Source organism: Terriglobales bacterium, assembly GCA_035561515.1.
Classification (GTDB): domain Bacteria; phylum Acidobacteriota; class Terriglobia; order Terriglobales; family Acidobacteriaceae; genus DATMXP01.
Genome location: DATMXP010000028.1, coordinates 33,821 through 48,270, shown reverse-complemented (window position 1 = coordinate 48,270; position 14,450 = coordinate 33,821). Strand labels below are relative to the sequence as shown.

Annotated in this window: 11 protein-coding genes; 2 read left to right on the top strand and 9 right to left on the bottom strand. The window is 56.9% G+C overall.

Annotated elements, in window-relative coordinates; genetic code table 11:
- Nucleotides 1–412: 412 nt before the first annotated feature.
- From VN577_14360 to VN577_14335, 6 genes are all read right to left on the bottom strand, one after another.
- Nucleotides 413–1,984, bottom strand: a complete 1,572-nt coding sequence (locus VN577_14360) for a citrate lyase subunit alpha (protein HWR16008.1) — start codon at nt 1,982–1,984, stop codon at nt 413–415.
- Nucleotides 1,981–3,195 (bottom strand): aldolase/citrate lyase family protein, encoded by a 1,215-nt coding sequence (locus VN577_14355; GenBank protein HWR16007.1) that lies wholly within the window; start codon nt 3,193–3,195, stop codon nt 1,981–1,983. Before VN577_14355 ends, VN577_14360 begins: the two co-directional genes overlap by 4 nt.
- 12 nt (nt 3,196–3,207) lie before the next feature.
- The gene (locus tag VN577_14350; GenBank protein ID HWR16006.1) at nt 3,208–4,434 is read right to left on the bottom strand and encodes an isocitrate/isopropylmalate family dehydrogenase; all 1,227 of its coding nucleotides are present in this window, start codon (nt 4,432–4,434) and stop codon (nt 3,208–3,210) included.
- Nucleotides 4,435–4,515: 81 nt separating this feature from the next.
- Entirely contained in the window at nt 4,516–6,453 is a 1,938-nt protein-coding gene (lysF, locus tag VN577_14345) for a homoaconitase (protein HWR16005.1), read from the bottom strand.
- A gap of 72 nt (nt 6,454–6,525) precedes the next feature.
- On the bottom strand, nt 6,526–7,947 hold the full coding sequence (locus tag VN577_14340; protein HWR16004.1) for an MmgE/PrpD family protein: 1,422 nt from the start codon (nt 7,945–7,947) through the stop codon (nt 6,526–6,528).
- A 27-nt stretch (nt 7,948–7,974) separates the two neighbouring features.
- Nucleotides 7,975–8,517, bottom strand: a complete 543-nt coding sequence (locus VN577_14335) for an HD domain-containing protein (GenBank protein ID HWR16003.1) — start codon at nt 8,515–8,517, stop codon at nt 7,975–7,977.
- Nucleotides 8,518–8,706: 189 nt separating this feature from the next.
- Between VN577_14335 and VN577_14330 the strand changes: the two genes are divergently transcribed.
- On the top strand, nt 8,707–9,504 hold the full coding sequence (locus VN577_14330) for an enoyl-CoA hydratase/isomerase family protein (GenBank protein HWR16002.1): 798 nt from the start codon (nt 8,707–8,709) through the stop codon (nt 9,502–9,504).
- A 169-nt stretch (nt 9,505–9,673) separates the two neighbouring features.
- Here the strand turns inward: VN577_14330 and VN577_14325 are convergent, their stop codons facing one another.
- The 3 genes from VN577_14325 to VN577_14315 all read right to left on the bottom strand — a co-directional run bounded on the left by VN577_14325 (nt 9,674) and on the right by VN577_14315 (nt 13,285).
- Complete coding sequence (locus VN577_14325) at nt 9,674–10,783, bottom strand: hypothetical protein (protein HWR16001.1); 1,110 nt, start codon at nt 10,781–10,783, stop codon at nt 9,674–9,676.
- A 70-nt stretch (nt 10,784–10,853) separates the two neighbouring features.
- The gene (locus VN577_14320) at nt 10,854–12,131 is read right to left on the bottom strand and encodes an ABC transporter permease (protein HWR16000.1); all 1,278 of its coding nucleotides are present in this window, start codon (nt 12,129–12,131) and stop codon (nt 10,854–10,856) included.
- Complete coding sequence (locus VN577_14315; protein ID HWR15999.1) at nt 12,128–13,285, bottom strand: ABC transporter permease; 1,158 nt, start codon at nt 13,283–13,285, stop codon at nt 12,128–12,130. Before VN577_14315 ends, VN577_14320 begins: the two co-directional genes overlap by 4 nt.
- Nucleotides 13,286–13,540: 255 nt before the next feature.
- Here VN577_14315 and VN577_14310 point away from each other — a divergent pair, with 255 nt between their 5' ends.
- Nucleotides 13,541–14,449, top strand: coding sequence for a VWA domain-containing protein (locus VN577_14310; protein ID HWR15998.1), 909 nt, complete (start codon nt 13,541–13,543; stop codon nt 14,447–14,449).
- Nucleotide 14,450 lies beyond the last annotated feature (1 nt).

Genomic DNA, 14,450 nt, shown 5'->3' with positions numbered 1-14,450 from the left:
AAGGAGTGTGTCAATGGGGTCCCACACCCCGTTTTCACGTAAGTTCCTCATTTAACGGCAAATATAAATCTCAGAATGTTGGCATGATGCCCCCGGCCAACTTGCTATCCTGAAAATGTAGGTGGTGAAGTCGTGTGTGGGACGCATACTCTAAAACAGAAACGATAACTGGAAGGTAAATGCCGAATCGACTAACTGTTCTGGAATGAAGAGCTTGAGATGTAAGTCCTTTAGAATCTAACGTCGGGTCAAAAGTCTACACGCAAGTCATTGATTCCATTACGTCAGGAGAGATAGGGGGGAGGGGGTAGGGTATCTTGCCGCATAAATACTGTGCATCACGTGCAGGTTACTCCTTTGCAAATGGCCGGATCTTAAGCCGAGAGAATGGAAGGCACCAAAAACGGCACTGCTAGAGACCCCAGACCGTGTCGAGCACCGTGCCGTCCACCCACTTCACTACCGCCACAGGCTTCTCGGTTCGCTTCGGCTTCTGCGGCGCACCACCGCAAATCGCATAAACTTCGCGCTGAATGTCCTGGATCGTGCGGATCGGCAGCTTCGATCCTTTTGCCGCATCAATCAGATCCTGCCGGAGCGGATTGATCGCAATCCCGCGCTCCGTAACGACTACGTCAACCATCTCGCCGGGGCCGGTGATGGTCGTGACCTCGTCCACAATCACCGGGATGCGGTCACGGAACGACGGTAAAGCCAGAATGCTGCACCCCGCGAAGAGGCAGTTTTGCCACCCGCCGATGCCGTGAAGAAGCCGTCCGTCCGAGTGAGTGACCACGTTGGCGTTGAAATTCACGTCAACCTCGGTTGCACCGAGCACAACTGCATCGATCATCGAGGCGAAGTTGCCCTTGCCGTGGTAGTTGTAGGAGGTGAACGGAGAACTCGCCACGTGCCGCGGGTTCGTCGCCAGCGAACGAACGCCGTCAAGATCGAACGTCTGGCCGTCGAGGATGTAGTCGGCCAAGCCTTCATTAAGAAGTTCGACCAGGAACTTCGTCGAACCGCCGCGCACGAAGCGGGCCTTCACGCCGGCCTGCTTCATCATCGCCCGCAGATAATCGACGAAGGCCAAAGCGATGCCCCCGGCACCGGCTTGGAATGAGAAACCGTCGTGCATGATCCCCGTATCGCGCAAAAACTCTGCGACGTAGCGAGCGATCATCAGTCGATCGGGACTTCGCGTGATCTGCGTCGTCCCAGAAACGATTTTTGAAGGATCGCCAATCGAAGGCACTTCGACAACATAGTCAACGTTGTTGCCCTGGATCTGCCACGGAATGCACGGAAACGGAACCAGGTTATCGGTTACGACAATCACGCGATCTGCATACATCGAATCGGCGAGCGCAAAGCCAAGCGATCCGCAAGCCGACTTGCCGATCGAGCCTGTTGCGTTTCCAAATGGATCAGCTGTCGGCGCGGCAATGACTGCGATATCAATATGAACTTCACCATCCTGAATCGCTTGCCATCTTCCGCCGTGCGAGCGCAGGATGCCCATTCCGCGCATCTTGCCTTGCGTGCAGTAATCACCAAGCGGACCGTTCATCGATCCTTCAATATGATGAACGACTCCATTTTCCATCAGATCGATCACGGGCTTCTGCGAAGGGAACGAAGCTGACGGAAACCACATCGAGTCGCGAACACCCATCTTCGCCGCTGTTTGCAGTGCCTGCAAAGCGATCACGTCGCCATCGCGCAAATGATGGTGCGACGAAATCACCATTCCATTACTCAAGCCGCAAAGACGGAGTGCAGTTTCCAAATCCGGAACGCGCTTGTCGCCGTTCTCGGGATAATCGCGGTTCGACCGAATCGGCGGAGCAGCTTTGCGGCCTTTCGGCTCGTAATTCCCAACTCCCTGAAACGGTGTTTGTTCGCGGCCGTTAACGTTGAGCGGAACAATTCTTCCCGCTGCGTTCTTCTCCAGTTCCACTGCGACTTGTGTATCGATGCTCATTGCACTAATCCCATCTGTTTCGCGCGCTGCACCAGTTTGACTGCGCGGCTCACGACTGGAGGATCGATCATCTTCGACCCCAGCGAAACCACCCCAAGACCTTGCGCCTTGGCGTCTTCGAATGCCACAACGATCTTCAGCGCCTTCTCGATCTCTTTGTCCGTTGGAGCATAAGCTCGATGAATGATCTCGATCTGTCCCGGATGAATGCAGCCCATTCCCTCAAAGCCCATTCCGCGCGAGCGCTCGCCCCACGCGCGCAATCCATCCATGTCACCAACATCGCCGAAGACCGAATCGATCGCCTGAACGCCTGCGGCTTTCGCGGCATTTACCAGGCGTGTTCGCGCATAAAGGGACTCGCTGCCTTCGACGGTCTTCACCACTCCGAGATCGGCTGTGTAGTCTTCGAGGCCAATCGTAAGGGCGACGACGGATTCATCGGCCTTGGCGATGGCAAACGCGTTCTCGATGCCAAGCGCTGATTCGAGGATCGGCATCAGCCAGATCGGACCTGACATCGCGTACTGCCGCTTCACTTCGGCGATCTTGCGCGCCACTTCGATGACTTGTTCCGGCGTTTCGGTCTTCGGAATCAGGATCAGGTCAGGATGTTCAGGAATGACTTCTTCCAGATCAGCCAGTCCAAGCGGAAGCTGGTTGATACGTACCATGCGCTCGCACTGAGCGAAGTCGATACAGCGCAAAGCGTTGCGGACGAGGATTCGCGACGCGTCCTTCTCGCTCGGATGGACCGAATCTTCCAGATCGAGAATCACCGCATCGGGCTGATGAAGCGCCGCATTGGTAAAGTACTTAGGCTCCGAACCTGGCAAGTACAGCCGCGATCTTCTCAGCCGATCCCGTTGTGCCGCGGGAATGTGCGCAGTTCGTTCCGGCAAAACGCGCTTGCCCTTTCCGCTCCACGCACGACGGACCGCTGCTTCCACTCGTGCCGAAATGACGAACGGCAACGCGCCTTCGTCCTCAATCTTCACGGAAGCGTCCACAACGGACATCTGCTTCAGGACGTCGAGGACTTGCGCCTTGATGGAATCACCGTAATAAGTCGCTACCCGCGAGACCAATTCGATCTCGATTCCGCCGGAATTGCGTGGAGTGAAGTGAACAGCCAGATCGGAGCGGACATCCTTTCCGCTCCGACCAGCTGTGTAAGTCTGGGTTGTTTCTGTGTGTGCAATGCTGGACATTGCTCTACGTCCTTACTTGGTTGCTGACGCCACCAACTCCCGCGCTTGAACTTTCTCCAGTTCGTGCAGGATCGCGTCGGTCATCTGTGTGGTTGAAGCTGCGCCTTGCGAGATCGACTTTGCCCCGCCGGGAATCCGCATCATGTCGTAGGTGCGGACTTTCCCTTCCGCAACAACGCCTGCGATTGCCGTGCGGATCATGCCGGCTTTTGCGGTCTCGCCGACGTGGTCGAGCATCATCGCTGCCGAGAGGATCATCGCAATCGGATTCACGATCGGAGGATTGAGCTCGGCGTACTTCGGAGCAGATCCGTGTGTTGGTTCGAAGACGGCAACTTCCTGTCCGATGTTTCCGGAAGCGGCAAACCCAAGTCCGCCGATCAGGCCTGCGAATGCGTCAGAGATGACGTCCCCGAATAGATTCGACGCCACGATGACTCCATAGTCTTCCGGATTCTTGGTGAGCCACATGCACTGCGCGTCGATGTTGGTGGACCACAGCGGAATATTCGGATAGTCCTTCGCGACCTGCTTCGCGACTTCTTCCATCAGTCCGCTGGTTTCGCGAAGCACATTCGGTTTCTCGCAGATAGTCACATTCTTGTAGCCGAACTTCTTGGCGTACTCGAATGCCGCGCGGCAAATGCGCTCGGCCGCTGCGCGGGTAATGATGCGGACGGAGATCGCCAGGTCCTCGCCTTTGACGGAAGAGAATGGCTTGAACTTCGAGTGAGTGGCGAGCGCATCGCGCACCTGCGCCGAAGGATTCGACCATTCGACACCGGCGTAAAGTCCTTCGGTGTTCTGGCGGAAGACAACTACATTGACTTGCGGTTCTTCGAATCCTCCCTGCGGTTTCTTGCGGATGAAGTTCAGCGGATTGCCTGGAAATCCGATGCACGGACGCATGCAGATGTCGAGATTGAACTTCTGCCGCATGGTCACGATTGGGCTGAAATAGCTGAAACCCTTATCGCGCAGTTCGGGCTTGAGTTCCGCGTCGGCCGCTTTCTTAGGCTTTGAAGTGATGGCGCCGAACAGTCCGAGTTTGTGCTCGGCGAGCAGTTTGATGGTGCGTTCGGGAAGGGCATTGCCTTCGTTGCACCAAATTTCCCATCCGATGTCCGCGTGGATATAGTTCGCTTCAAAGCCAACCGCATTCAAAACGCGAATCGCTTCGGGCAGTACCTGATTTCCGATGCCGTCGCCGGGCATCGTAATCACCGTTCTCTTGCTCATAATCTCTCCTGTCAAACTAATCGGGTGATCGAGTCATCGGGCCATCGGGTCATCGCGCGGCACGATTGTTGACAACCCGTGCTATTTCGAAATTCCCAATCTCTTGGACACCAGATTCTCCACTCCACCTGCGACGACCAAACGTTGCGGCACGCTACCCATCGCTGGGAAGGTGTACTTTGTGCCGCGAAAAGTAACGGTTCCGCTGGTGAAATCCACTTCGATCTCGTCGCCGGGGATGAAGGACTTCTCCGTCCCGGTGAATACTGCCTTTAATTTCTTCACGAGTTCGGGCACCTCGATACAGAGGAAGCCGTTGTTAAACGCGTTACGCAGATACGTTTGCGAGAACGACCCGGCGATGACGAGCGGAATGCCTGCGGCTTTGAGCGCGGTGACGGCCTGTTCGCGACTCGATCCGGTTCCGAAATTGAATCCGCCTACGACAACATCGCCTTTCTGTACACGCGAGGGCAGCGAGGCGTCGTAGTTGTCGAAGATGACCTTTGCCATCATTTCGGTCGTCATGTCTTCGCGATAGGTATAAGCGCCGGCGTAGATGCCGTCGGTATTCAGGTTGTCTTTCGGCAGGAAGACCAGACGCCCTTTCACGCGCTCAGGGAAGCCCTGAATGATGCTGACCTTTTCCGGAGCAACTTCGGGAAGATCGGCTAGAGCGTAATCGCGAGTGAGTGGTTTCGCAGCGGTACCGTTTCCTGTCGTAATGTATCCGGCGACTGCGGAAGCGGCTACGACTTCGGGCGATGCCAGGTAGCACTGTGCATCTTTGGCGCCCATGCGTCCCTTGAAGTTGCGATTGGTGGCCGAGATTCCGATCTCGCCCGATTCAAGCAGTCCGGTTCCCAGTCCGATGCACGGGCCGCAACTCGGAGGCAGCGCGATGGCTCCGGCGTCAACAATGGTTTTCCATACACCACGACGCTCGGCTTCGGCCTGCACGGTTTTGGAGGCTGCTCCGAGGTAGAACTTCACGGATGGCGAAATCTTCTTGCCCTCGAGGACGCGCGCGGCGGCTTCGAGGTCTTCCAGGCGCGAGTTCACGCAGGAGATCAAATACGCCTTATTGACCGGGATCTTCTTCGGCTGGATCTCGGCGAGAGAGGCCATCACCTGCACCGTGTCTGGACCGCTCACGTGCGGCGTGACTTCGCTGAGGTCAAGAGTGATGTAAGAGGAGTAGGTGGCGTCCACGTCGGGGCGCAAAGCACAGCAGACCCAATGTTCGATGTCATCGTCGGTGACGCGCTGATTACCCTCGGCTTTGAGACGGTCGCGAACCTGCCGCATGTAGGCAATAGTCGCCTGGTCGCACGGGAACCAGCCAACGAGCGCTCCCCATTCGGTGGTCATGTTGGCGATGCTCATGCGCGCGTCCATGGAGAGCGACGCGACTCCGTGCCCACGGAATTCGACGGCGGCGTTCAAGACCTCTTCTTTGTTATAGAGACCGCAGAGGGCGATGATTACGTCCTTGCCGCTTACGCCCTTCTGCAACTCGCCCTTGAGTTCCACTTGGACGGTGCGTGGTATCTGCCACCAGAATTCGCCGGTTGCCCAGATTGCGGCGGCGTCGGTGCGAACAACCGGCGTGCCGATCGCGCCGAGGGCGCCGTACATGTTGGAGTGCGAGTCGCTGGCGACAACGAAAGAACCGGGTACGACGTAGCCGCGCTCCATCATGATCTGATGGCCGATGCCGGTTCCCGCCGGATAGAAATCGATGTGGTGCTCGCGTGCGAAGGCCTCGATCGCGGCGTACTTCTTGAGGTTGTCTTCAGACTGGTTCTGGATGTCGTGATCAAGAGCGAACACCGGCTGCTGGTGGTTGAAGACACGTTTTGCGCCGATGGACTTGAACTTCTTGATCACTGCCGAGGTGTTGTCGTGCGTCATGATATGGCGCGGCTTGATGGAGACGAAGTCGCCCGCGCGCAGCGGACGCGATGGCCCTTCCGTCATGTAAGCAAGTGCTATTTTCTCTACGATTGTCTGGCCCATGATTCACCTCGGTACTGATCTGGTGCGGCAAATCGCCCGCACCGAGAGCCGGCGAGTCGCCGGTGCTGCGTGTTATTTGTCTGCTTTCATCAACTTCATCAATGCACTTACGGAATCGCATTTCTCCAGGCTCCACACGGCGTCTTTCAGCTTCTGCTGTGCGGATTTGGTCATGACCGGATCAGCGAGTGCTTCGAACTTTTCTTCAATTTCTCGGTCGGTCAGCGGATTGCGCGGATCGCCTTTCGGATAATCGAGTTGCTTCTCAAACGTGCGTCCGTCCGTGGTGGTGATCTTCACCACGACGCGCTGCAATGCCGGGAAGACCTTCTCGATTTCGGGATCTGCGACGACAACCACTTTCTTCAGTTGTGCGCGGATCGTTGGGTCCATGATCTTGCCCATCGTGAATTGCAGGGGCGTTACCTGACGCTCGGCGACTGCCGCGGCAATCACGTAGGGCAACGAGTGGTCGGCTGTTTCCTTCGTGTGCGGATCGTACTTGCTCGGGTCACTGAGGATATCGGCGCCACGGGCGGTGGTGCGAACGTGGACCTCCTTCACCTGTTCCGGCTTGAGGTTGTTGTCTTTGACTATGGCCAGGACGGCCGAAATGGGCGTGTGGGTGAGGGCTTCCGTGGGGAATGCCTTCATGGAGCAATCGGTGATGCGCCAACCTTCGCCCAGACCGTCGGTCAGGATGTTCAGCTTCCACTCAGGACCGAAGCAGTGGGTGAGGCCTTCTTTGCCGTCGATGACGTGCTCGGGGCCGCTATAGCCTTTTTCGGCAAGCAAGGCGGCGAACATGCCCGACTGCGTGGCCATCGGATCCACGGTGTTCTTCATCATTGTGAGCTTGCCGGCGGTGACTGCGCCGAGGGTGCAATGACGTGAGGCCGAGATACCGATGGCGTGCTGAATTTGCTCCCACGAGAGCTTCAGTGCGCGTCCGGCGACGATTGGGGAAACGAATGCGGTCAACGTGGCATGGTGCCATCCGCGCTCGCGGATGCCCGGGAAGGCTGCTTCGCAGAAGCGCTGTTCGAACTCGTGTCCGAGGACGAAGCCGACGATGAGTTCGCGGCCGTCGCTACCCATGCGCTCGCATGCGGCCATCGCGGCGGGGAAGATGTCGGACGGGTGCGATGGGTCCTGCTTCCAGTAGATGTCGTTGTAATCCATGCAGCGGATCATCAGGGCGTTGGCGAGCGAGGCCGAGACGGCGTCCATCGTTTCGCCCGATCCGATGAGGGTGCACTTGCCGTGTCCTGCGATTTCGCGGAGGACGTCGAGGGCGATGACGACATCGTGTTGCTGGTATCCGCCGAGCGCACAGCCGGCCGAGTCGAGCAGGTAGCGCTTGGCCTGATAGACGGCGTCCTGGGAGAGATGTTCGAACTTCAGGCCGGCCGTCCATTTAGCCATGACGGCAGAAATCGTTTCTTTCTTCGTGACTGGTTTCGCAGCAGGGGAAGCCGTGGTGGCAGTGGTCATACGTCGTCCTTTTTCTTTGAACTCGTTCTACTTACCTAGATTCTTGAACGGCAGAAACGACATGAAGTCAGCGTGATGCACGATGTACGCCTCGGTCGTGCGTTTCACCAGGTCTCCTTCGGCGGCGTGAGCGGCGATGATGTGGCAGACTTCGTCGGGCACTCCGCATTCCATCGCCAGGGCGACGCCGGTGAATGGGTGGCGGAGCATCTCGCCGCGTTTACTCTGTTTGGCTTTGCCGTCGACGGTTTCGTACTCGAGGAGCTTGCCGACGTCGGCGAGGATGGCACCTGCGATCACTGTATCGGTACAGATTGGCAAGGCATTGCCCATGAATTCCTTCATGGACTCGGCGGCCTTACGGGCGATGTGTACCACGCACCGTTTGTGCTCCATGAAAGTGGTGGGGCAGTTCGCAACCAACAAGGTGAACGGGATACGTTCCAGGTCTTCGGGTTTCAGTGGGCTCAGTTCCAAAGCCCGCTCCCAGGTGCGAGCAGTCTTCTCGCGCAGGTCGGGATTGGAAATCCAATCCAGTTCCGGCCAAAGCCGGTGTACGGCCTCGTGCATGCACACGCCTCCGACTAACCAGCTAGGCTACGATGGCACCAAACACCCCGCCATGACGGACATCACAACCGGTCTGGCAGGACAAACATTCCGGCCAACACCGTTCGTAAGGTGTTCCAATGCTTGCCCCGAATGGCGCACTTATTCGATAATGCGCTCGCATTCCTGTGGGTTCAATCGGAGGGCTTAATGGCGTCTGCCAGTTCGACAGCGGCAGGGAAGAGCTTCAAGTTCATTGTGTTCGACACGTCCACGTTTGTGGCGCATATCACCATGAACCACCCGCCGTACAACGTGCTAACCGTGCCTATGATGACGGAACTGGCGGAGGCGATCGAGAGCCTGAACGGCCGCGGCGACATCAAGTGCATCATGCTGGATTCGAACCAGAAGATGTTTTCGGCCGGGATTTCGCTGGAGGATTCAAGGCCGGAGAGGGTTTTTCAGACCCTGGATGCATTTACGCGAGTTTTCCAGGCGGTGTCGGAGATTTCCAAGCCGTTGATCGTCGTGGTCAACGGGCAGGCAATCGGCGCCGGGTCGGAACTGGTGGCCTTCGGCGACATGATCATTGCGACCCCGAACGCACGCTTCGCCCAGCCGGAAGTGAAGATGGGTGTGTTTCCGCCCTTCGCCGCCATCATGCTGCCGCAGCTGATCGGCCCGAAGAAGACGTATGAGTTGATTCTGACCGGACAGCCTATGTCGGCTGACGAAGCACTCCAGGTCGGGCTTATCAACAAAATGGTGCCCGAGGCGGAACTGGCCAAAACGGTGCAGGAGGTGCTGGGGAGGATCGGCGAGATCAGTGCCCCGGTACTGGAGATGACCAAAAAGGTGATCGGTTCGACCATGGGCATGCCGCTGAATGAGGCGATCAGGCGGTCGCACGATATCTACTTGAACCAACTCATGGACCTGGAGGATGCACAGGAAGGGTTGAGGGCCGTTCTGGAGAAGAGAAAGCCCGTCTGGAAGAACAAGTAGGACCGATGGTCCAGAGACAAATGAGGCGCGTTGTCATGAGACAGCGCGCCTTTCCATTGCTGGCAGGAGAAACGAGGGGAGGGAATTTCTGCTTTTGCCTGCCACCAAGCTAGACAAAAACGTAAGCTGGCTCAACGCAATTCGAGAGTAGCGGCGCGAATTGCGACACTTAGCGGAACGCGTTTTTCACGAAACGTCCGAGATGCCAGGCGTCCATGTATTTGTAGGGCGTCTCGCCGGTGGTGTAGTGGCCGCAGGGAAGCACTGCGACCTTCGCATCGAGTTTCCATTTCTGAAATTCCTCGACGACATGCTGTGAGAATTCGGGCAGAAAGGTGAGGTCGTATTTCGCGTACACGATCAGGGACTTCTTCGGCCAGCGGGCGAACTTGTCGAAATACGCCATGGGGCTGATCGCCAGCCATGATTTACGGAGGCTATCAAGCGAGATGGCGTGTTCGATTCCTTCCCGAATGTGTCGCGTGGATTGGCCGGTCCAGACGACGTCGGCGAAATATGTGGAGGCGTGATTGAAGGCGTTTACTTCAAGGCGCTGGTCGTGGGCGCTGGCGATGAAGGCGTAGCAGGAGCCGAGGCTGGTGCCTAGAACTCCGAAGCGTTTGTAGCCCTGCTGCTGGAGCCAGTCGAGACAGCAGCGGACGTCGATGACGGCCTGACGTGCGGCGCTGAGCGTGCGGCCGACGTTAGCGGAAACCGCGTAGTCGGCACGCTCGATCTCGCCGGGCTTACGGACATCGTGGTAGGGCTTGCTGAGGCGCAGCGCCGAGATGCCGAACCAGTTGAAGATCTTGCAGAGAGCGTTGTGGCCGAAGGCGTCGGAGTTCCACTGGGGCATTACGACCATCGCGCAGCTATTAGGGTTCTTCGCCGGAAACCAGCGGGCATTGACGAGATCGTTCTCGGGATAAGGCGTTCGGACCGGCGATGTGAAACGGAGAAATTCCGCGATTTCCGGTTGGTCCGGTTCGGGCAGGGCGTTCTGTCCGGTACCCATGCGCATGGCTGGACGGCGCTCCACGCGATAGTCAGCCGGCGGCTTGTACGAGAAGAACTCGTCGCTATGAGCCACCAGCTTTTCGTTGAGCGCATGGAAATAGCGCTCCATATCGGCTGCTTCGGCGGGATAGTTGCCGTTTACATAGGGAAAATCCCGGGTCCACTCGAGTCCCCATTCAAAGGGACGCACCACGCGATTGGTATCGCGCATGGTGAGACGGGTCTCCCACGAGTACATCCAGTTGGCATAGCGGGTGCGCATGAAAGAGGAGTACACAAAAATATAACAAACTTGGCGCGCGCGTGAATGTGGACGGACCCGGAAGAAATCGCTACTCGTAGCGTAGCGCTTCCACAGGATCGAGCCTTGCTGCTTTCACAGCAGGGTACATTCCGAAGAAAAGACCCACACCCATCGATACGCCCACTCCTAGGCCAATGGCCCAGGGTGGAATCGCAGACGGGAAGTTCAGGGCTTTCTGAACAATCAGGCTGATGAAGACGGCAATGATGATGCCGATTACACCGCCTGCTGCGGTGAGGGCGACAGCTTCGGTCAGGAATTGGCGGATGACGTCTCGTCTTCGCGCCCCGATGGCTTTGCGTACCCCAATCTCACGGGTGCGTTCGGTAACGGACATCAGCATGATATTCATCACGCCAACGCCGCCGATGAGCAGCCCGATCGAGCTGACGACCACGATCAGCAAGGCGACGACGCTCATGATCTGCCGGAACTGGTCGGCTACTTGTTCGGCGCTGGAGACACCGAAGTTATCGGGCTTGCTGAAGGGGACGTTTCTGCGGCGGCGCAGGATTCCGCGGACTTCATCTTCCGCTTCGGCTTTCGAATTCGGATACGCCTGCGCGCCGATGAAGTGCTCGTCATCTGCCGGATGATGACGTTTATATGTCTGGTAAGGCACAAGCACGTTCTTGTCGGCCGAGTCGTCGTGCATCAGGGTGCCCTTGCGTTTCTCCATGATGCCGACCACGGTGTAGGTTACGCCTTCGACCAGCACCTGCTTGCCAATGGGCTCTTCCTGTCCGAATAGCGCTTCCTTCAGGTCGTATCCGAGAACCGCGACATCAACCCTGTGCATGTTTTCGGCTTCGTTGAAGAAACGTCCGGCGGCCATGCGGGTGTTGTAGACCTGTTCGTAAGAGGGAATCGTGCCGCTGTGCTCGATCCCGTACACTTCGTTGTTCTTGTAGCGGATGGTAGGAGGCGTTCGTGAGGGACGGCCAGGCGTTACGCGCGGAAACACCTCTACGGCAACATTCTTGATGTGCGGGGCTTCTTCCTTGATCGCCATGGCGTCTTCGTAGGTGACCGGCTTGCGGGCCCGTTCCTCGGCGCTCATACGGCCTACGTGGATACCTGGATTCCACTTGAAGATAAAGAGGGTCTCGGTGCCGTAGTCGCTCAGGTAGTCGCGCATATCTTTATCGACTCCGACGAGAATGGACGAGACTACGACCAGGGCGGTCACACCGATCACGACGCCGAAGACCGTCAGCAGCGAACGTACCTTGTGCTCACGGAGCGAACTGAACGCCATGCGCTCGTTCTCGCCGAATTCGATTCTCTTTCGAGCGATCTTCATCATGCCTCCGCCCGCAGCGCTTCGATGGGATCGAGTTTCGCTGCCTTGCGAGCCGGATACACACCGAAGAACATGCCTACTGCCGTCGATACCAGCAGCGCAATCATGACTGCTGAAAGAGGTACCGACATCGGAAGCAGGTCGGCGTAATTCACAATTAGAGCGATAATCCACGCCAGCAGAATACCCACAGCTCCGCCAACGGCTGACATAACAGAGGTTTCGACAAGAAACTGCAACAAAATGTCGCTGCGCCGTGCGCCCATGGATTTCCTGACGCCGATCTCACGGGTACGCTCGGTCACACTAGCCAGCATCACGTTCATGATCACAACCCCGCCGATGACCAGAAAGACCGAGACGATTCCGACCATGCCAGAAGCCAGAACGCCCGTCAGGTTATTCCAAAGCGTCATGATGGATTCCGACGACAGGAATCCGAAATTGTCTTCTTCGTTGCTGCCGAGGTGTCGGCGAGCGCGCATCCTAGCTCTTACTTCATCTTGGGTACGTGACATCCACTCCGGGCCTTGCGCCTGAACGTTGATGGTAATGCTGTTGTTCGCGGAGCCATAAGCCTTGAGCCAGGTAGTGACCGGGACATACACAAAGTTGTCCTGTGATTGTCCCAGGACCGTTCCTACTTCCTTAGCCACGCCAACAATTTCAAACTGACGACCGTCCACGTTGATGACTTTCCCGAGTGGCTCCTGATTAGGGAAAAGACGGTTTACGACTTCGACCCCCACGAACGCGATATAAGTGCGGTGGTCTGTGTCGCTTTCGCTTATGTAGCGACCGGACCGGGTCTCCTGCACATCCATATCGGCGATGTTCGCCGTTACGCCCCTGACGTCGGTGTCCTCGAGCGTTTCATTACCGAATCGAACCGTGCCCCGCTTGCGGACTTCCACGCCGATGGCTTGGGGCAATTTCAGATTGTCACGGAGATCTTCGTAGTCCTCCCAGGTGATGTTCCGGTTCCGCCGCATGGCTTTGGTGAAGTCTTCCGCATTCGTGATTACCCCAAACCGGCTAAGCAGGAACACGTTTGCGCCCATATTGGCGACGCGCTCCTGAATGTACTGATTTGTCCCGTTGATCAGGGCCACCACCACGATCAGCGTGGAGACAGACAAGATGATCCCCAGCAGCATGAGGAAGGAGCGAAGTTTATGCGCGCGAAGGGTGCTTAAAGCAACAAACACGGGTTCGCGCAAAGAAATTCCCCGGCGACGTGACATTCTGCCCAAAGGATACGCTCGAAATGCCCGAAAAGTTCATTCTTAGGGACGGAATGGCCTGTTCAGGCGATTGAAGCCGGTTGTCCTATTTTGGTAATCCTGCCCGAGAAAAGCGATGACACGGTTCCGCAATTTGCCTCGGTTAAGGTACATTTCCGGGTCAGAACCATGAAAACCACGATTCTGAGTTCCTCTGGCGCCGTCCTTTTGCTTGTTGGTTTGTTAACGCTTACTGGCTTGTCGTTGCTGGGACAGACTAACCCGAATCAAGTGACGATCCAGTGCGTGGTGACTGACCGGAATGGCCAACCAGTTCCGGACATTACGGCCGGCAGTATCCAGGCGCTGGAGAACCGAAAGCCTGTTACTGTCACGTTGGTGCAGCCGATGAAGGATTTACCACTGCACATGGCTGTCGTGATCGACAGCAGCAACTCGCAAAAGTCCAACCCTCTCTACAACCCGACCGTTCAGGGCGCCTACGATTTCATGAAGACATCGATTCAAAATCCTGCAAATCGCCTGATGGTGGTGGTTGCGAATACAACTCCGACACCTACGGAATGGCTGGCGCTGGGCGAGTTCGAGAAACTCCAACTGAATCTTCAACCCGGTGGCGGAACATCGCTTTTCGATGGAATGCTGCTCGCCGCCGGTGCATTCAGCAAATTACCCGCAGGCCCGGCCAGGCGAGTGCTGATCATTCTGAGTGATGGCAACGATAACAACAGCAAACATCCTCGAAACGAGGTCATCACTGCGGCCCAAAAGGCAGGCATAACCATCTTTGCCATAAACACTCAGGAATACTCGGTCGACGTGTTGATGAACGGCGACCCCAACCTGCAAAAGTTCGTGGATGAGACCGGTGGGCGCATCTTTCATAATCTGGGGAAGAAGGACTTCCCCGGCGTATTCACGAAAGTTCAGCAACTGCTGGATGGCCTATATGCGGTGACGTTTTCTGCGACAGAGCCACCGTCGCCCGGAAAATCGAAAACCATGGAAGTGAAAACTATAGACAGGAAGCTAAAAATAACGGGACCGAAGGATTATTTCTCTCAGTCTGGTCAATAGC